The sequence below is a fragment of the Solirubrobacter soli DSM 22325 genome, assembly GCF_000423665.1.
GTDB lineage: Bacteria > Actinomycetota > Thermoleophilia > Solirubrobacterales > Solirubrobacteraceae > Solirubrobacter > Solirubrobacter soli.
This window is the reverse complement of sequence record NZ_KE384069.1, coordinates 207222-225828: the sequence shown is the minus strand read 5'-3', so window position 1 is coordinate 225828 and position 18607 is coordinate 207222. Positions and strand designations below refer to the sequence as shown.

19 protein-coding genes and 1 tRNA gene are annotated in these 18607 nt (G+C 71.8%); 6 read left to right on the top strand and 14 right to left on the bottom strand.

From position 1 onward, the window contains the following. Window positions 1-66 precede the first annotated feature (66 nt). Window positions 67-139, top strand: a tRNA-Ala gene (locus G569_RS0130605). A gap of 176 nt (window positions 140-315) precedes the next feature. On the opposite strand, the gene rsfS is transcribed toward G569_RS0130605, so the two are convergent. The 3 genes from rsfS to G569_RS0130590 are packed head-to-tail and all read right to left on the bottom strand — an operon-like array spanning window position 316 to window position 2527. Then, window positions 316-678, bottom strand: a complete 363-nt coding sequence (gene rsfS / locus G569_RS0130600) for a ribosome silencing factor (protein WP_037500316.1) — start codon at window positions 676-678, stop codon at window positions 316-318. Continuing rightward, complete coding sequence (nadD, locus tag G569_RS0130595) at window positions 675-1268, bottom strand: nicotinate-nucleotide adenylyltransferase (RefSeq protein WP_028066241.1); 594 nt, start codon at window positions 1266-1268, stop codon at window positions 675-677. Before nadD ends, rsfS begins: the two co-directional genes overlap by 4 nt. Beyond that, the gene (locus tag G569_RS0130590; RefSeq protein ID WP_028066240.1) at window positions 1265-2527 is read right to left on the bottom strand and encodes a glutamate-5-semialdehyde dehydrogenase; all 1263 of its coding nucleotides are present in this window, start codon (window positions 2525-2527) and stop codon (window positions 1265-1267) included. Before G569_RS0130590 ends, nadD begins: the two co-directional genes overlap by 4 nt. Before the next feature lie 27 nt (window positions 2528-2554). Between G569_RS0130590 and guaD the strand changes: the two genes are divergently transcribed. Beyond that, window positions 2555-3847 carry a guanine deaminase gene (gene guaD, locus G569_RS0130585; RefSeq protein ID WP_028066239.1) on the top strand — a complete coding sequence of 431 codons (1293 nt, stop codon included), beginning with the start codon at window positions 2555-2557 and terminating at the stop codon, window positions 3845-3847. On the opposite strand, the gene proB is transcribed toward guaD, so the two are convergent. Next, on the bottom strand, window positions 3829-4920 hold the full coding sequence (proB, locus tag G569_RS0130580) for a glutamate 5-kinase (protein ID WP_028066238.1): 1092 nt from the start codon (window positions 4918-4920) through the stop codon (window positions 3829-3831). The two genes, guaD and proB, sit on opposite strands and share 19 nt — an antisense overlap. Before the next feature lie 165 nt (window positions 4921-5085). After that, on the bottom strand, window positions 5086-6366 hold the full coding sequence (gene obgE / locus G569_RS0130575; protein WP_028066237.1) for a GTPase ObgE: 1281 nt from the start codon (window positions 6364-6366) through the stop codon (window positions 5086-5088). Between the two features lie 23 nt (window positions 6367-6389). Between obgE and G569_RS0130570 the strand changes: the two genes are divergently transcribed. After that, window positions 6390-7061: an SDR family oxidoreductase gene (locus G569_RS0130570; RefSeq protein ID WP_028066236.1), complete on the top strand. Its 672-nt coding sequence runs from the start codon at window positions 6390-6392 to the stop codon at window positions 7059-7061. 54 nt (window positions 7062-7115) lie between these two features. Then, complete coding sequence (locus G569_RS61680) at window positions 7116-7454, top strand: sigma-70 region 4 domain-containing protein (RefSeq protein ID WP_157592430.1); 339 nt, start codon at window positions 7116-7118, stop codon at window positions 7452-7454. Here the strand turns inward: G569_RS61680 and G569_RS0130565 are convergent. Next, entirely contained in the window at window positions 7360-7938 is a 579-nt protein-coding gene (locus G569_RS0130565) for a response regulator (protein WP_053227204.1), read from the bottom strand. The genes G569_RS61680 and G569_RS0130565 overlap by 95 nt on opposite strands. Window positions 7939-7956: 18 nt before the next feature. On the opposite strand from G569_RS0130565, the gene G569_RS59325 reads away from it, so the two are divergent. Continuing rightward, window positions 7957-9006, top strand: a complete 1050-nt coding sequence (locus tag G569_RS59325; protein ID WP_053227203.1) for a sensor histidine kinase — start codon at window positions 7957-7959, stop codon at window positions 9004-9006. A gap of 38 nt (window positions 9007-9044) precedes the next feature. Next, window positions 9045-9509, top strand: coding sequence for an MEDS domain-containing protein (locus G569_RS0130550; protein WP_028066233.1), 465 nt, complete (start codon window positions 9045-9047; stop codon window positions 9507-9509). Here G569_RS0130550 and G569_RS0130545 read toward each other — a convergent pair. From G569_RS0130545 to aceF, 8 genes are all read right to left on the bottom strand, one after another. Continuing rightward, a complete protein-coding gene (locus G569_RS0130545; protein ID WP_028066232.1) occupies window positions 9502-10164 on the bottom strand; it encodes a hypothetical protein in 663 nt (220 codons plus the stop codon). The genes G569_RS0130550 and G569_RS0130545 overlap by 8 nt on opposite strands. Beyond that, entirely contained in the window at window positions 10154-11458 is a 1305-nt protein-coding gene (locus G569_RS59320; RefSeq protein ID WP_084285811.1) for an NHL repeat-containing protein, read from the bottom strand. Before G569_RS59320 ends, G569_RS0130545 begins: the two co-directional genes overlap by 11 nt. Window positions 11459-11543: 85 nt before the next feature. Beyond that, window positions 11544-12488 (bottom strand): agmatinase, encoded by a 945-nt coding sequence (speB, locus tag G569_RS0130535; RefSeq protein WP_028066231.1) that lies wholly within the window; start codon window positions 12486-12488, stop codon window positions 11544-11546. Continuing rightward, window positions 12485-13042 carry a helix-turn-helix domain-containing protein gene (locus tag G569_RS0130530; protein WP_157592429.1) on the bottom strand — a complete coding sequence of 186 codons (558 nt, stop codon included), beginning with the start codon at window positions 13040-13042 and terminating at the stop codon, window positions 12485-12487. The genes speB and G569_RS0130530 overlap by 4 nt, the downstream gene beginning before the upstream one ends. Before the next feature lie 61 nt (window positions 13043-13103). After that, window positions 13104-14126, bottom strand: a complete 1023-nt coding sequence (locus G569_RS0130525) for an alcohol dehydrogenase catalytic domain-containing protein (RefSeq protein WP_028066229.1) — start codon at window positions 14124-14126, stop codon at window positions 13104-13106. Further along, a complete protein-coding gene (locus G569_RS52905) occupies window positions 14123-15535 on the bottom strand; it encodes a purine-cytosine permease family protein (RefSeq protein ID WP_053227200.1) in 1413 nt (470 codons plus the stop codon). The genes G569_RS0130525 and G569_RS52905 overlap by 4 nt, the downstream gene beginning before the upstream one ends. A gap of 60 nt (window positions 15536-15595) precedes the next feature. After that, window positions 15596-17290, bottom strand: coding sequence for a dihydrolipoyl dehydrogenase (gene lpdA / locus G569_RS0130515; protein WP_028066228.1), 1695 nt, complete (start codon window positions 17288-17290; stop codon window positions 15596-15598). After that, window positions 17290-18597, bottom strand: a complete 1308-nt coding sequence (aceF, locus tag G569_RS0130510) for a dihydrolipoyllysine-residue acetyltransferase (RefSeq protein WP_028066227.1) — start codon at window positions 18595-18597, stop codon at window positions 17290-17292. Before aceF ends, lpdA begins: the two co-directional genes overlap by 1 nt. Window positions 18598-18607 lie beyond the last annotated feature (10 nt).

The following is an 18607-nucleotide window of genomic DNA, read 5'->3' as shown; positions in this document are numbered from 1 at the left end:
GGCGCGGAGGTTAGCGTCCGGCGCGGGCCCAGCCTTCCGAGCGAGGCGCTAGACTGGCGTTTCCCAGGGGCTATAGCTCAGCTGGGAGAGCGCGTGACTGGCAGTCACGAGGTCGCCGGTTCGAGCCCGGCTAGCTCCACTTCACGAAAGGGTCGCCTCAGGGCGGCCCTTTCGCGTTTCTCGGACGGGTCAGGTCAGAAGGCGCCCTGTGGGGACGCCGAGCGACCGCACCCGTACGGGTGCGCGGCGAGAGGTGGCGCGCGGGGCGGCCCCGCGCGGACGGGCGCGACGAGACGCGGTGCGGCGGGCGGCGCGCTACTCGATGATGCGCTTCGGGGCTTCGCCCCAGAGCTGCTCGAGGCGGTAGAACTCGCGCGCCTCGGGGGTGAAGATGTGGACGATCACGTCGAGGTAGTCCATGAGGATCCAGCGGGACTCGGAGACGCCTTCCACGCGGCGGGGCAGGAGGCCGTGCTCGCGCTTCATGTTCTCGTGGATGCGGTCGTGGACGGCCTTGACCTGGCGGTCGGTGCCGCCGGTGGCGATCACGAAGTAGTCGGTGTAGCCGAGGACGCCGCGGAGGTCGAGCTCGACGATCTCCTGGGCCTTGACGTCCGAGGCGTAGCCGGCGACGAGGTCGGCGAGGCGGGCCGGTTCGAGTTCGGGTGCGGCGCTCATCGGTACAGCCCTTCGGAGACGATGTATTCGGCGACGGCGTCCGGCACGAAGTAGCGCAGTGGCTGGCCGGCGGCGGCGCGGCGGCGGATCAGGGATGAGGAGATGTCGAGGCGGGGCATGTCGAAGAAGCGGATGCGGTGGGCGCCGGCGAGCCCGGAGATGTGTTCCGTGATGTCGGCGCGGCCGACGCCCTCGCGCTCGGCGACGCCGAGCGTCGCGAGCGACAGGACGGCCTCCGGCTCATGCCAGGTCGACAGGCTGTAGGCCATGTCGCCTCCCATGATGAACGTCAGCTCGTCCTCTGGACTGGACTCATGCAGCCGTTTGAGGGTATCGACCGTGAAGGACCGACCCGGCGTGTCGGCCTCCAACCGAGAGACCTCGAACCGTGGATCGTCGGCCACGGCCAACTCGCAGAGCGCCACGCGGTGCTCGACGCCCGGGTCCTGCTCGACCTCCTTGTGCGGGGGCGAGTGGACGGGCATGAACACGACACGGTCCAACCCCAGCTGCGCGTGCGCCTCCTGGGCGCACACGAGGTGACCGAGGTGCGGAGGGTTGAACGTGCCTCCGAGGAGGCCGACCTTCATCCTCGGACTTGGCCCTCGCCGTCGACCAGGTAGCGGGTCGAGCAGAGCTCGCGCAGGCCGATCGGGCCGCGGGCGTGGAGCTTCTGGGTGGAATTGCCGATCTCGGCGCCCATCCCGAACTCGCCGCCGTCCGTGAACCGCGTCGAGGCGTTGACGTAGATGCAGGCCGAGTCGATCCCGAGCTGGAAGGCCCGGGCGGCGTCGCGGTCGCGGGTGACGATCGCCTCGGAATGGCCCGTGCCGTAGCGGTTGATGTGGTCGATCGCCTCGTCCACCGAGTCGACGACCCGCACGGCCAGGATCAAGGCGAGGAACTCCTCCGCCCAGTCGGACTCGGAGGCCGGCGCGACCGACGCGAGCGCGGCGACGCGCTCGTCGCCGCGCAACTCGACGCCACGCGAGCGCAGCTCCTCCAAGGCACCCGGGAGGAACGCTGACGCCACCGACGAGTGCACCAACAGCGTCTCCGCCGCGTTGCACACGCCCGGGCGCTGGACCTTCGCGTTGACGATGATCCGCGTCGCCATCTCCAGGTCGGCCGACGCATCCACGTAGACGTGGCAGTTGCCCGCCGCCGCGTAGATCACGGGGACACGGGCGACGGCGCTGATCGCCTTCTTCAGCCCCTCTCCCCCGCGCGGGATGATCAAGTCGACGACGCCTTCGAGCTGCGCGAGCTCGGTGAGCGCTTCGCGCCCGCCGCCGACGAGCGTCAGCGCGCCCTCGGGCAGACCGGCCGCCGAGGCCGCCTCGCCCGCGATCCGCGCCAGCACCTCGTTCGAATGCACCGCCGAGGAAGAGCCGCGCAGGAGCACCGCGTTGCCCGACTTCAGGCACAGCGCGGCGGCGTCGATCGTCACGTTCGGCCGCGCCTCGTAGACCACGGCGATCACGCCGAGCGGGACTCGAACCTTGCGGAAGTCGAGCCCGTTGGCCAGGCGCCCGCCGGACACGACCTCACCCACCGGGTCGGGCAGCGCCGCGATCGCGCGCGTGCCGTCGGCGATCCCGCGAACCCTCGCCTCATCCAGCGTCAGGCGGTCCATCAGCGCGGACGACAGGCCCGATTGACGACCCGCCGAAAGATCCAGGGCGTTCGCCGCCAGGATCTCCGGCAGCCGCGCCTCCAGCGCGTCCGCGATCGCGAGCAGCGCCGCGTCCTTGGTCGCCGGGTCGACCGCCGCCAGCCGCCGCGCGGCGGCCTTCGCGGCGAGCGCGAGATCGGTGACCGAGGGCGTGGAAGCGACGGTGGCGGCCATGCGGGAAGTCTAGGCTGCCCACCGAGCATGACGACGATCCTCCGTGCCCGCATCGCCCACACGCCGCGCGATCCGTTCAAGACCACCGACGCCCTCGAGGCGTTCGACGACGGCGCGATCGCGTACGAGAACGGGACGATCACGGACGTCGGCGACTTCCAGCACGTCAAAGCGCGAAACCCCGACGCCCGCGTCGAGGACCGCAGCGGCTGCATCGCGCTCCCCGGCTTCGTCGACACCCACGTCCACTTCCCGCAGATCCCCGTGATCGGCGCGATGGGCCTCCAGCTGCTCGACTGGCTCGACCAGCGGACCCTCCCCGAGGAGGCGCGGATGGCGGACGCGAGCTACGCGCAGACCGCCGCCGCGCGGTTCGTGCGGCTGCTCGCGGCCAACGGCACGACCTCGGCGCTCGTATTCGGCTCGCACTTCCCGGAGGCGCAGAACGCGCTGTTCGAGGCGGCGGACCGGCGCGGGCTGCGGATCGCCTCCGGTCTCGTGGTCTCGGACCGCAACCTGCGCCCCGACCTCGAGGTCGACGCCGAGACGGCGTACGCCAACAGCCGGACGCTGATGGACCGCTGGCACAACCGCGGCCGCCTCCGCTACGCCGTAACGCCCCGGTTCAGCGTCTCCTGCACCGATGCCATGCTCGACGCCTGCCACGAGCTGCTCGGCGACGGCGTCCTCTTCACGAGCCACGTCAACGAGTCGCTCGGCGAGATCGACTTCGTCCGCCGCCTGTTCCCGCAGGCCCGCGACTATCTGGCCACGTACGAGCGAGCGGGCCTGCTCACCGACCACTCGGTCCTCGCCCACAATGTGCACGTCTCGGACAGCGAGCTCAGGCGACTGGCGGGCACGAACACCGCGATCGCCCACTGCCCGTCGTCCAACGCCTTCCTCGCCTCCGGCATCTTCCCGATGGCCCGGCACGTCGCGGCCGGCGTGCGCTTCGGGATGGGGACCGACGTCGGTGCCGGCACCGGCCTGAGCATGCTCAAGGAGGGCCTGGTCGCCTACCACGTCCAGATGGTCCGCGACCAAGGTCACATGCTCGGCCCGGAGCACCTCCTCTATCTCGCCACGAAGGCAGGAGCTGAGGCACTGAACCTCGGCGACACGACCGGCGACTTCACGCCGGGAAAGCAACTGGACACGACGCTGCTCAAAGCCCCGGAGGACTCCACGCTGGAGGCCGTGCTGGAAGCCGCCCCCGACTGGACCGCGACGCTCGGCGCGCTGTTCACGCTGGCGCGCGAGGAATGTGTGCTCGAGACGAGAGTGGCCGGCGAGGCGGTCTACACCAGGACGAAGTAGTCCCGGTGGACGGCCTCGTCCACCGCTCGAGGCAGCACAGAGCGCAGCTCCCCCGTCTTGAGCCCCATCACCCGCCGCAACTCGCCCGCGGAGTAGTTGGAGATCCCCTTGCCGACGGCCTCGCCGTCGACGCACACGTCGACCGCGTCGCCCGCCTCGAACGCGCCCTCGACGCCCACGATCCCGACCGGCAGCAGCGACGTCCCGCCGTCGCGCAGCGCCCGCGCCGCGCCCGCGTCGATCGCCACGACGCCCTGCGACGGCTTCGCGTAGCGCAGCCAGAGCTTGAAGGACGGCTGGCGCACCGGGTGCGGCGCGAACCGCGTCCCCACCGGCTCGCCCGCCCACGCGCGCCCCAACAGCCCCGGCTCGAACCCCGACCCGATCACCGTGGGAATCCCCGCCGCGGTCGCCATCTCCGCCGCGGCGACCTTCGAGCGCATCCCGCCCGAGCCCAACGGCGAGGTGGCGCTCCCGATCGAGAGCGCCTCGAGTTCAGAGGGATCCGAGATCACCGACACCAGGCGAGCCGATGGATCCACCCGGGGATCCGCCGTCAGCAGCCCCGGCGTCGAGGTCAACAACAAGAGCAGCGAGGCATCCACCAGCACCGCGACCTGGGCCGCCAGGAAGTCGTTGTCGCCGAAGGAGATCTCGTCGGTGGTGGTCGTGTCGTTCTCGTTGATGACCGGCACGATCCGCCACTCGACCAGCTTGCGCAGCGTCCGGCGCGCGTTCAGATAGTGCGTCCGCGCGCTCATGTCGAAGAACGTCAGCAGCACCTGCGCGGACTGGATGCCGCGCTCCCGCAGGTACTCGTCGTAGGTGCGATAGAGCCGCCCCTGGCCCACCGCGGACGCCGCCTGCAGTTCCTCGACCACCCGCGGACGGCCCGCCAACCCCAGCATGTGGATGCCGCGCGCGATCGCCCCCGACGTGACGACGACCACGTCAACCCCGGAAGCGTGCAGCGCCGCGACCTCCTCGCAGATCCGCGCGACCACCGACAGCCGCAGCGCGCCGGAGTCCTCGGCGACGATCGACGATCCGAGCTTTACGACGGCGACGGGCAACTTAGTGGCCGCTCCCGGGAATACGCTCGATTCCGGCGGGCCCCGCTCGCCTCTGCCGGGCCCCGGCGGGCGCCCACGTACCACCAGTATGCAAGCGCCCACCAGGACCCGGCAGAGACGACCGGTGATCTGGCCGGCGATCGACCGTATTCACGGTCGCGACCACTAGTACGGGTCCAGCTCGAAGACGATGCCGCCGATCTCGACGTCGTCGCCCGCCTCGAACCCTGCCCGCTCGAGGGCGCCGATCACGCCCATCCGCCGCAGCCGCGACTCGACGAGCGCCTGCGCCTCCTCGTTGTCGAGGTCCCAGCGCGCGATCAGCCGCTCGACCGAGTCGCCGTAGACGATCCACGTGCCGTCCGGCCCGCGGGTGATGTCGAACGCCTGCGACTTCGCCGGGCGGAAGACCGCGAACTCGGCGACCTCGTCCTCGCCCGAGCCCTCGGGCTCCGGCCCGGCCACGGGCACCCGCTGCAGCAGCTCGCCCCGCAGCTCGTCCAAGCCCAAACGGGTCGCGCTGGAGGTGACGATCACCGGGAACGCGACGCGCCCGCGCCACTCGGCAGCGGCGACCGCAGCCACCTCCGGCGTCACGAGATCGGCCTTGCTCAAGGCCAGCAGCCGCGGCAATCCGGCAAGCCGCGGGTCGTGCTCGGCCAGCTCGCGCTCGATCACCTCGAAGTTGTGCTCCGGGTCCGAGCCGTCCAGCGGCGCCAGATCCAAGACGTGCACGAGCAGCCGCGTCCGCTCGACGTGGGCAAGGAAGTCGTGGCCGAGCCCCGCGCCGTCGGACGCGCCCTCGATCAGCCCCGGGATGTCGGCCAGCACCAGCTGGCGGTCGTCGGCGTCGATCGTCCCCAGCACCGGGGTCAGCGTCGTGAACGGGTACGAGGCGATCTTCGGCTGCGCCCGCGTCATCACCGACAACAGCGAGGACTTCCCCGCGTTCGGCAACCCCACGAGCCCCACGTCGGCCAGCAGCTTCAGATGCAGCTCGACGGGACCCTCCTCGCCGGGCAGCCCACGCTCGGCCAGCCGCGGCGCCTGCCGCGTCGCGGTGGCGAACGTCTTGTTCCCGCGCCCGCCGGGCCCGCCCGCGGCGATCGTGACCTCCTGGCCGGGACGCACCAGGTCGTACGTGCGGCCGTCCCAGCGCTCGACCGTCGTCCCCGGGGGGACCGCGATCACGAGCCGGTCGCCGTCGGCGCCCGACATCAGCTTGCCCATGCCGTGCCCGCCGCGCCCCGCCTTGAACTGGCCGCGGCGGCGGAAGGACTGCAGGTCGCGCAGCGAGTCGTCGCAGCGCAACGTGACATCCCCGCCGCGGCCGCCGTCGCCGCCGTCGGGCCCGCCCTTGGGCACGCGGGACTCGCGCCGGAACGACATCGAGCCGTCGCCGCCGCGTCCGGCCTGGACTTCTATGCGCGCTCGATCCGCCAGCATCGTCGATCCGTAACGATAGGAGCATGGATCGTGTGTTCCTGATCGCCGGCGCCTCATCGGGGATCGGCGCCGCCACCGCCCGGCAGGCGGCCGAGGCCGGCTACAAGCTCGTTCTCGGCGCTCGCTCGGCCGACAAGCTGCAAGAACTCGCCGCCGAGCTCGGCGGGATCGCCGTCCCGTGTGACGTGACCGACTACGCCCAGGTGGAGGCGATGGTCGAGCGCGCGCGCACCGAGTTCGGCCGGATCGACGTCGTGCTGGCCAACGCCGGCGTCGGCCACCCGCGCGGGTTCGAGTCCGGTGACGTCGAGGCCGCCAAGCAGATGGTGCTGATCAACGTCTTCGGGATCTACGCGACGATCCGTGCCACCGCGGCCGCGCTGCGCGCCACGAAGGGACATCTCGTCATCACCGGCAGCGTCGCCGGCCGGCGAGCGCTCCAGGGCAGCCTCTACAGCGCCACCAAGTTCGCCGTCAACGGGATGGCCGAGGCCGCCCGCCTGGACTTCAACGGCACCGGCGTGCGAACGACGCTGATCTCCCCCGGGATGGTCGAGACCCCCGGGTTCAGCCACTCGATCGAGGACACGCTGAAGGCCGAGGACATCGCCCGCGCCGTCCTGTTCGCGGTCACTCAGCCACCGCATATGGACGTCAACGAGATCCTCGTCCGGCCGACCGCGCAGGACTCGTAAACATCATCCCTTTGGGCGATGGCACGCCCCCGCTAGCCGCATAGCGTCCGCTTCGTGCTCAATGAGGTGTTCGCGGCGGCGTGGACCGTCTGTGGCGACGAGGAGACAGCGGCCGAGGTGACGCGCCGCGTGCTCGTCGCGGGCGGCGACGCGGTGCTCGGGGCGCGGCTGGCCGCGACACGTGTGGCGCAGTACGCCGGGATGGCGCCCGACGACCGCGACGCGGTCGTGCTGGCGCGCGCGCTCGGCTACAAGACCGACGAGATCGCGAGCGTGCTCGACACGACGCCGGCGGACGTCAGGGCGCGGATCGGCCGCGGGCTGCGAACGCTGCTGCCTCCGCGCGATTGCGTAGGCGCAGCTTCTCCAGCACATGACGCACGTGGGTCTTGACCGTCGCCTCGCTCACGACCAACCGCTCGGCGATCTCACGGTTGCGGAGCCCGCGCCCGATCAGCTCGAGCACCTCGCGCTCGCGCACCGAGAGCTCGTCGACCGGCGCCTCGGCCGAGGCCATCACCCGGTCGGCGCCCAGCACCGCAGCCACCAGCTCCCCCGGCGGGATGTCCTTGAGCAGATACCCCGACGCCCCCACGCGCAGCGCCGCCCGGACGTCCAACGCGTCCTCTGAGACGGTGAGCATGAGCACGCGCACCGACGGGACCTGCGCGCGGATCGCCGCGCACGCCTCCACCCCGCCGATGTCCGGCATCCCCACGTCCAGCAGCGCGACGTCGGGCTTCAGCCGCGCGGCCAGCTCGACCGCCTCGCGACCGCCCGAGGCAAGGCCGACCACGTCGATCCGCGGATCGGCGGCCAGCAGCGCCGCGGTGCCCTCGCGCATCAACCGGTGGTCGTCGGCGATGATCACCTTCACTGGGCGTAGTATCGCGCCGTGATCGCTCCGGAGGTCCTCAATGGCCTGGCCGCGGTCTCCCGCGTCTCGCGCGCACTGGTGGGAACCGACGAGCTGCCCGTCCTCGCGGCCGCCGCGCTGGAGGAGATGTGCGAGGCGCTGCACCTGCACGATGCCGCGCTCTACCTCCCCGACGCCGACGGCCACCCCGTCCTGCGCCGCTACACCGGCACGTGTGCCCAGGAGCTCTCCTTCGACGAGGAGGCGTGGCGGCTCGCGGTCGCCGGCGGCGCGCCGATCGTCCTGCGCGAGGCCGCCTCCTGGCTCGTCGAGAACCCGTTCGCGCCGCCCGCCACCAACTGGGTGATCCTGCCGCTCGTCACCGGCGAACGGGAGATGGTGGGCGTCGTCATCGCGTCCGCCACCGAGCCGATCCGGATCGACCCGCTGAGCGGGACCGTGCTGACCCTGCTCGGGATGCAGCTCTCCGCGGGGATCACGACCGCCCAGTTGCGGCGGGAGCTGCTGCACGCCGCGATGGAGCGCGAGCGCCGCCAGCTCGCCGCCGAGGTCCACGACGGGCTCGCCCAATACCTCGCGTGCGCGCGGCGCGAGTTGGCGCTGCCCGAGCCGGACCGCGCCCGCCTGACCGAGGCCGTCGACGCCGCCCACCGGCTCGTCCGCGCCCGCCTGCAGGAGCTCTCCGACGACGCGCCCGCCGACCTGCGCGAGGCGATCGACAAGGCGGCGCGCCGTTCGCAGTGCGCCGTCCGGGTGAGCGGACGCGGCGAAGCGGGACCCGAGGCGGTCACGCTCGCGGCCCGCGTCGTCTCCGAGGCCGTCGCCAACACGGACGCGCACGCGCGCGCGAGCGCCGTGGAGATCACCTACGCCGCCGACGACGAGCGCCTCGAGCTGACCGTCGCCGACAACGGCGACGGGTTCGATCCCGACGCCGCCCCAGGGGTCGAGGACGGCCACCTCGGCCTGACCGTGATGCGCGAGCGCGCACGCGGCCACGGCGGCGAATGCACGATCACCTCGACACCAGGTAAGGGAACCCTCGTCACCCTATGGATTCCGCTCTAGAAAGCGCTTTTCCGGGCGGCACATGCCCGCACGTCGCGATGCTGCTGTCGACCGCCGAGGAAGTGGCGCCGACCCTGGCGTCCTTCTACGCGCTCGGCGCCAAGCGCAACGGTTGGCTGTTCCATCGGTCGCTCGAAGGCCGGTCCGGCGCCGACCGCGCGAGCCTGACCGAGGCCGGGCTGGACGTCGCCGCGCTCGAGGCCGAGGGGCGGATGGTCTTCCGGGAGATCGACCTCTCGATCACGGTCGAGGACTACGTGCACGCGTGGGAGCCGGAGCTGGAGGCCGCGCTGGCCCGCGGGTTCGACGCCGCGTGGTGGGCACGCTTCCCGATCGGCCCGGACGCGGCGATCATCGACCGCTCCGTCGAGTACGACCGCGCGTGGGACGACCACTTCCACGACCGCCCGTGCGTGTCGCTCTGCCTCTACATCGTCGGCGACCTCGAGCGCGACCACCGGATGGCCCAGATCGCGCTCACGCACGACACCGTGCTCACATGACGCGCGGGCAGTGCGGGTACCCGCGGGCGTAGTTGCCCTCGAAGCCCGGGAACGGCTTGCTGTCGGCCATCGCCAGCAGCGTGCCGAGCTTGTCGCCGTCCTCGTGCGTCCGCAGCTCGAAGCGCGCGTAGTAGTTCGCGCGCGGCCGCTCCGGGACCTCGAGGAACGCGGCCTGGACGAAGGAGTCCGTCGGCGAGGTGAGCTTCAGCGGCGGCAGCGGCGCCTCGCCTTCATACGCGGCCATCCGGCGGTGCGTCGCGTTGGAGTACAGCGTCGTGTAGAGGTCGACCGCGCGGTGCTTGAGGCCCTCGACGGTGATATCGGCGTAGACCATGTATCCGCGCACCGCGAGCTTGCGCTCCTTCGCGCACAGGAACTCCTCGTGGGTCTTGTACTTGGCCAGGATCAGCCCGTCGATCGTGCGCTCGATCTCGGGAGGCGCGGTCGTCCGCGCGAGATAGGTTCCGAGCGAGACCTGCGGCTCGGCGGACAGCGGCTGGATCGCCGCGCGCAGGCGCTCGTTCGGGTCCGGCTTGCGGGTCGGATCGACGCTGTAGAGGAGCTGGAAGGCATTGCCCGCGAGCGCGACGACGGCGACGATCGCCGCGAAGCCGAGCTTCGTGAAGCGCACGCCGCGGCGTTCGTCACCCTCCACAGCGGCCCTTGCGCACGACCAGCGTGCCCGTGGTCGTCGCGGTGCGCCCGTCGCCGAGCCGCTTGACCGTCAGCCGAACGGCGTAGCGCGCCGGCTTGAACCTGACGACGCCCACACGGAACTGGTTCCTCGGAGCGTAGATCCGAGCCTTGTAGGGCGTGCGCCCGATCGTCAGCGTCCCGTCGCCGTCGTCGGAGGCGACGTACGCCAGGAGCAGCGTGCAGCCCGAGCGGGTGGGCTTGATCGCGCTCAGATAGACGCGGTAGCCGGCCGCCTTTACGTTCGGCGCCGTCTTCGCGGTCCCCGGGCCGGTCAGCGGCAACTGCACGCCGGCCACGACCCGGCTGATCCCGCCCGCGGGGCGTGCGAGGACCACCCCGGACACGTCGGCGACGAGCAGGACGTCGTCGGCGCTGACCGCGACGCCGGCGGCCGCCGTGCCGTCGAGCACCGTCGTCACGTTCCCGGAAGCGTCGACGCGGAGGACCTGCTGGCTGTCCACGTCCGCGACCACGAACCCGCCGCCGGGCGTGACCGCGACGTCGACCGGCGTGCCCAGCGGCCGCCTGACCGCGGGACCCGGGTCGCCGGCGACGCCTCCGACGCCGGTCCCCGCGACGGTGGTCAGCGTGCCGAAGGCGACCCGGGCGACGCGGTGGTTGCCCGTGTCGGCCACGAGGAACCCGCCGGCCGGCAGCGCGGCGACCGCGGTCGGCTGGCTGAGCCGCGCGCTGTCCTCCAACCCGCCCCCGGCGACCGTCGCGATCGTCCCGTCGGCGGCGACGCGGCGCACGCGGTTGTTGCCCTGGTCGGCGATCACCACGGAGCCGTCCGCGAGGACCGCGACACCGCTGGGCTTGGCGAGCAGCGCGGCCGTTGCCGGCCCGCCGTCGCCGCTGAACCCGCGCTCCCCCGTGCCGGCGATGACCCGCGCTGCGCCCGCGGCGTCGACGCGCCAGACGCGGTCGGCGCCCGCGTCGGCGATCAGGTACCCGCCCAGCGGGTCGACCGCGAGCCCGGTCGGCCGCACGAGCGCGATGTCGAGCGCCGATCCCGCGGTGGCCGTCCCGCCGCCCGCCACGCTCGTGATCACCCCGGCCGCGTCGACCAACCGCACGCGGCCTTGCCCGGCGTCCGCGACCAGGAACGCGCCGCCGGCGAGCCACGCCACGTCGCTGGGGGCCGAGAGCGGGGCCTGGGTCGCCGGCCCGCCGTCGCCCGGCACGCCCGAACCCGCGGCGGCCGCCGGCCAGACCAGGCCCGCGGTCACCAAGGCGACAAGCAGTACGCGCACGACACCCGGAGCGTTCTCCGAGTGCTGACCTGCGTCAATGCCACGGGCGGCGCTCGGCCGTCCGGACCGATCTACGAGAAAGCCGTTATGTCAGCGCGCGGACCGCAACCAGGCTGATGAACTCGTACGCGATGTTGGCCGCCAGCAGCGCCGTCGTCTGAGCGTTGGTGTCGTAGGCCGGCGCGACCTCCACGAGGTCGAACCCGCCGAACTCGACGCCGCGCAGCGCGCGGATGAACGCGATCGCCTCGTGCGGGAGCAGGCCGCAGACCTCGGGCGTGCCGGTCGCCGGCGCGAACGCGGGGTCGATGCTGTCGATGTCGAACGAGAGGAACGCCGGCCCGTCGCCGATCCGCTCGCGGACCCGCGCCGAGTACTCGGCGGGCGACCAGGTGCGCAGCTCGTCGCAGGGCACGATCTGAAAGCCCCACTCGCGCGGCTCGTCGAGGTCCGACGCCGCGTAGAGGGAGCCGCGCATCCCCGCCAGCAGCGAGCGGTGCGGGTCGATCAGGCCCTCCTCCAGCGCCCGCTTGAACGGCGTGCCGTGGAAGTAGCGCTCGCCGTAGTACTGCTCCCACGTGTCGGCGTGGGCGTCGAGCAGGACGACGCCGACGGGGCCGTGGACCGCGGCCTGGGCACGCAGCTCGCCGAGCACGATCGAGTGGTCGCCGCCGAGCGTGAGCGGGACGGCGCCGGCGCGGATGACGGGCTCGAGCTGGGCGGCGATCTGCGCCGTCGTGCGCTCCGCGTTGCCCGGCGTGGTCTCGAGGTCGCCGAGGTCGGCGATCGAGACCGCCTCGAAGACGTTGACGTCCAGCGCGGGGTTGTACGGGCGCAACAGCAGCGAGGCGTCGCGGATGCCGGCCGGCCCGAAGCGCGCGCCGGGGCGCATCGACGTCGCGGTGTCGAACGGGACGCCGATGACGGCGACGTCCGCGTCCTCGGCGGAGGTGACGTGCGGCGCCCGCGCGAAGGTGCGGATGCCCGTGTAGCGCGGAGCGACGCCCGCGTCGGGGGGTGAGAGTCTCAATTGACCTCGTTTCGGGGGTCGGGAAGGCCGGGCGCGAGGATCCAGAGGATCCGCGCGGCGCCCGCCGTGCGCCAGGTGTGCGGCACGGCGGCGCCGAACGTCAGGGCGTCGCCGGGACCGAGCGCGAACGTCTCGTCCTCCACGACGACCTCGATCTCGCCCTCGAGCACGAAGCAGACCTCGCACTCCGAGGGCATCGCGTACAGCGCCTCGCCGCCGGAGCCGCCGCCGTTGGCGATGACGGTCTCGAGCACGGTGACATGGCGCTCGGTCTCGGGGGTGATCAGCGTGTCGCGCACCGCCGCGGCCTTGGGCAGGTCCATCGACGGGCGGTCCGAGAGGCGGATCAGCGTCGTGCGCGGGACCGCGAACAGGTCGGCCATCGGCAGCCCGATGGCGTCGCAGATCGCGACGAGGTTGGCGACCGAGGGCGACGATGCGTCGCGCTCGACCTTGGACAGGAAGCCCTTGGAGAGCCCCGTCCGGGCTTCGACGTCCCCGAGCGAGAGCCGTCCGGCCTCTCTCGCATGACGGAGACGAGCGCCTATGCGCACCGGCGCCACCCTCGGGATGCCCGAAACCCGCGCTTGGTCCCGCGGTGGCCTGCCATCGGGCTCATGCGCATAGGACCGTCCGCAGGCCGACGGCGTCGCGCAGGTCGTCCAGCGCCGGGACCGCCTCGTCGAGCGGACGCCGGCGCCCGACGAGCTTGTCGAGCGGGAGGCGGCCGGCGAGGAAGAGGTCGGCGAGGCGCGGGAAGTCGACGGCGGGCACGCAGGAACCGTAGTTGCAGCCGATGAGCCGCTTGCCCTGGTCGGCGAGGTCGAACGGGTCGATCGCGATCCGCACGCCTTCGGCCGGCATGCCGACGATCACGCCCTGGCCGCCCCGCGCCAGCAGGCCGGGGAGGGCTTCGAGCGTCTCCGCGCGGCCGATCGCCTCGAACGCGTGGTCGAACTCGCCCGCGCCGCGATCGACGGCCGCGGTCGCGCCGAGCGCCAGCGCCTGCTCGCGCCGCTCCGGGCTCAGGTCGACCGCGACGATCTCGCGCGCGCCCGCCAACGCGAGCCCGAGCACGATCGCCTGGCCGACCCCGCCGCAGCCCACGACGACCGCCGTCTCCCCCGCCTCGACCCGCGCCGTGTTGAGCACCGCGCCGACGCCCGTGGCGACGCTGCAGCCGATCAGCGCCGCGACCTCCGGCGGGACGCGCGGGTCGATCGCCACCACCGCCGACTCCGGCACGACCGTCGCCTCGGCGAACGTGCCGAGGCCCAGGTAGGCGTGGACGCCCGCGACAGCGCTCGGATGCTCGAGCGCCCGCGTCCCGGTGCACAGCCAGGCGCGTCCCGCCGCGCACGCCCGGCAGCGGCGGCAGGGCGCGAACCACGACAGGACCACGTGGTCGCCGACGGCGACGTCGCGCACCTGCGGGCCGGTGGCCTCGACCACGCCCGCGCCCTCATGCCCGAGCACGAGCGGGAACGGGACCGTCCAGTCGCCGTTGAACGCGTGCAGGTCGGAGTGGCAGACGCCGCTCGCGGTCAGCCGCACCCGGACCTGGTCGCCGACCGGCTCCGGGAGCTCCAGCTCGGCACCCGCGAGAGCGCCGAGCCCTTGAAGAACCTGCGCCCTCACGACACCGCGACCAGCTCGCGCTCGGAGATCGCCTCCGCGCGCCTCTCGCTCTCGACGTCCAGCGAGCGCGTGAGCGCCCAGTAGACGCCGCCGGAGACGATCAGGCCGACGATCCAGGCGATGTCGACGTCGTTGAGCGCCTTGGCCATGAAGCCGGTGTAGGACCAGCCGCCGAGGTCGGGGAGCACCATGAACGGGATCTCGATCAGGAAGCCGACGCCATAGGCGATCAGGCCGCGCCGCCCCCACGCGCCGTAGATCCCGTCGACCTTGAACAGGTCGGCGATCGCGTAGTGGCCGCGGCGCACGAAGAAGAAGTCGACGAGGTTCGTCGCCGTCCACGGCACGAGCAGGTAGAGCATCAGCGTCAGCGAGGTGAAGACGGTCGAGACGGCGCTCGCGCTGATCGACTTCGCGATCACGAACCAGACGATCGCGAGGCCGATGATCGTGATCACGCGCAGGCGGCGGGTCGGGTTGATCGTGTGGACGGAGTCGACCGCGGTCAGCACCGTCAGCGCGCCGCCGTAGGCGTTCATGCCCATCGTCGCCGCCAGCGCGGCGGCGCTGAAGAACGCGGCGAGGTCGCCGAGGCCGTCGATCACGTTGTTGCCGGCGGTCATCAGGCCGACGAGACCGTCGCTCGCGCCCAGGGACACGGCGAGCCAGGCGCCGAGGGCGATCAGCCAGATCGCGGACCCGCTCGCCCCGAAGAACACGGACGCGATGATCGAGCGGTTCGGCGTGTCCTTCGGGAGGTAGCGCGAGTAGTCGCTCACATAAGGCGCGTACGTGATGTTGTAGGCCGCGGCCGCGGAGAACTGGGCCATGAACGCGGCGAACACGAACCCGCCCTCGTCGGGCTTCCCGCCACCGCCCTTGCCGAAGATGATCCCCAGCGTCACGAGGGTCATCAGCGGGAACGAGATGTAGAGCAGGATCCGGAAGATCTTGTGCACCCAGTCGTGGCCGTAGATCGCCAGCAGCGCGGCGCCGACGGTGCAGACGATCGCGACGAGGTTCGCGTCCCAGCCGAAGGCGCCGTTGAGGCCCTCGCCCAGCAACACCTGGTCGGCGACGTTGAACGCCAGGTACGTGAACGCGGTCGCGAACAGCGGGACGATCACGCCGCGATAGCCGAACTGCGCCCGCGACTGGATCATCTGCGGCAGCCCGAGCGTCGGGCCCTGCGCCGCGTGGAAGGCCATGAAGACCGTCCCGGTCAGGATGCCGAGGACGCCGGCGAGGATCGACCACTCCAGCGACAGCCCGAGCGCCGGCCCGATGAAGCCGATCGGGATCGAGAAGTACTGGAAGTTGCCGAGGAACCAGAGCGGAGCTTGGTGCCAGATACGTCCGTGCCGTTCGGTCTCAGGGACCCAGTCGATCGATCGAGCCTCAATGGCCATGCGTGATCTCTCCTATGCACCGTGTACGGTGCATAGGAGTACACGATCGTTTCCTCTACGTCAACCAGCTCGTGACTTTTTGCGCTTGGGCATGATGTCCGTGATCGTGCCCTCGGCGGCCTCGGCGGAGAAGCCGATGGTCTCGCTCAGCGTCGGGTGCGGGTGGATCGTCAGCGCGACGTCCTCCGCGTCCAGCCCGGCCTCGATCGCCAGGACGGCCTCGGCCAGCAGCTCGCCCGCGTTGACGCCGACGATGCCCGCGCCGAGGATCCGATGCGTCTCGGGCTCGACGATCAGCTTCGTCAGGCCGTCGCTGCGGCCCATGCTGAGCGCGCGGCCGGACGCCGCCCACGGGAACGCCGCGATCTCGTACGGGATCTCTTCGGCCTTGGCCTGGGTCTCGGTGACGCCGGTCCACGCGACCTCGGGGTCGGTGTAGGCGACGCTCGGGATCGAGCGCACGTCCCAGGAGACGTTCTCGCCCGAGATCACCTCGGCCGCGAGCGAGCCCTCGTGGGTCGCCTTGTGGGCGAGCATCGGCTCGCCGCGGACGTCGCCGATCGAGTAGATGTGCGGCACGTTGGTCCGCATCTGCAGGTCGGACTCGATGAAGCCGCGGTCGGTGACGTTCACGCCCGCCTTCTCGGCGCCGATGACCTTGCCGTTCGGCTTGCGGCCGACGGCGACGAGAATCCGGTCGAACTCCTCGGTGTGGTCGCCGAACTTGACCGTCAGGCTCGACTCGTGCGCCTCGACGGACTCGACGCCGGTCTTGAGGTGGATCGCGGAGTAGCGGCCCTTGACCCGCTTCTCGAGGACGCGGATGAGGTCCTTGTCGGCGCCCGGGATCAGCTGGTCGAGCAGCTCGACGACGGTGACGTTGGAACCCAGCGCGTCGTAGACCGTCGCCATCTCGAGGCCGATGATGCCGCCGCCGATCACCAGCAGCCGCTCCGGGATGCCGTCGACCTCGAGCGCGCCCGTGGAGTCGATGATCCGGTCGTCCTCGGGGAGGAACGGAAGCGTCGCGGCCTCGGAGCCGGCGGCGATGATGCAGTGCTCGAAGGCGACGACCGTGTCGCCGACCTGGATCGTGTTCGGGCCCGTGAACTCGCCCGTGCCGCGCACGACCTGGACCTTGCGCTGCTTGGCGAGGTTCTCGAGGCCGCCGGTCAGGCGGCCGACGACGCCGTTCTTGAACTCGCGGACCTTGTCGACGTCGATCTTCGGCGCCTCGAAGGTGATGCCCGCCTCGCCCAGCTCCGCCGCCTCGGTCATGACCTTGGCGACGTGCAGCAGCGCCTTGGACGGGATGCAGCCGACGTTCAGGCAGACCCCGCCGAGCTGCTCGCCGCGGTCGACCAGGGCGACGCTCAGGCCGAGGTCGGCGGCGCGGAACGCCGCCGTATAACCGCCGGGACCGCCGCCGAGGACGGCGACCTGGACGGTGACGTCCGCGTCCGGCGTGGGCTGCGCGGGCTCGGCGGGAGCCGCCGGCTCGGCCGGCTTGGCGCCGTTCTCGGACCCGGTCGTCTCGAGCGTGAGCAGGACCGAGCCCTCGGCGACCTTGTCGCCGACCGCGACGGTGATGTCGGTGACCTTGCCGGCCTCGGGCGACGGGACCTCCATCGTCGCCTTGTCGGACTCGAGCACGACCAGGGGATCCTCGACCGCGACCTCGTCGCCGACGGCCACGAGGACCTCGATGACGGGTACGGCGTCGAAATCCCCGATGTCCGGGACCTTGACCTCCATCAGAGCAGCACCCTTCGCAGATCGGACAGCTGGTTCACCAGGTGCGCGACGAAGCGGGCGGCGAGCGCGCCGTCGATCACGCGGTGGTCGTAGGAGAGCGAGAGCGGGACCATCAGGCGCGGCACGAACTCGCTGCCGTTCCAGACGGGCTTCATCGCGCTGCGCGTGACGCCGAGGATCGCGACCTCGGGGGCGTTGACGATCGGCGTGAAGCTCGTGCCGCCGATCCCGCCGAGCGACGAGATCGTGAACGTGGCGCCCGCCATCTCGGCCGGGCCCAGCTTGCCCTCGCGCGCCTTCTTGGAGAGCGTCGTCAGGTCCTGCGCGATCTCGATGATGCCCTTCTTGTCCGCGTCCTTGATCACGGGGACGACGAGGCCGTTGGGCGTGTCGGCCGCGAAGCCGATGTTGTAGTAGCGCTTGAGGACGAGGTCGTCGCCGTCGAGCGAGCTGTTGACCGTCGGGAACGCCTTCAGGCTGGCCACGACCGCCTTGGCCAGCAGCGCGACCATCGTCACCTTGGCCTCGGACTGCTCCGCGTTCGTGCGCTTGCGGAACGCCTCCAGCTCGGTGATGTCCGCCTCGTCGTTGTGGGTGACGTGCGGGATCATCACCCAGTTGCGGGCGAGGTTCGGGCCGCTGATCTTCTGGATGCGGGTGAGCGGCTGGCGCTCGACCTCGCCGTAGCGCTCGAAGTTGAGCTTCGGCCACGGGGCGAGGTTGAGGCCGGCGACCTCCGTCGCGCCGGACGGCGCGGCCGCGGGCGCTTGTTCGCGCGGCTGCGGCTTCTGCACGTCCTCCTTGGTGATCCGGCCCTTGCGGCCGGTTCCGCGGACGGTGCTCAGGTCGACGCCGAGCTCGCGCGCCAGGCGGCGCACGCCGGGCGAGGCGTAGGCGGGCTCCTTGCCGGTGCCGGCCTGCGGTGACGCGGGCGTGTGGGCGGGCGGCTCAGGCTCGGGCGCGGCCTCGGCCTCCGCCTCGACGGCGGCCTCGACGTCCTTGGTCGCCGCGGCAGCCTGATCCTCGCCGACGACGCCTTCAGGCGCGGTCACCGCGCCGTTGCCGCCGCTGACCTCGAGCTGCACGATCGGCGTGCCCTCTTTGACCTTGTCGCCGACGGAGACCTCGATCGAGGCGACCTTGCCCGCGCTGGGCGAAGGGACCTCCATCGTCGCCTTGTCGGACTCGAGGACGACCAGCGGGTCCTCCGCGGCCACTTCGTCCCCCACGGAGACGAGCACCTCGATCACGGGTACGTCGTCGAAGTCCCCGATGTCCGGGACCAGGACCTGTTCGGTGCCAGCCACCGTCGCCTCC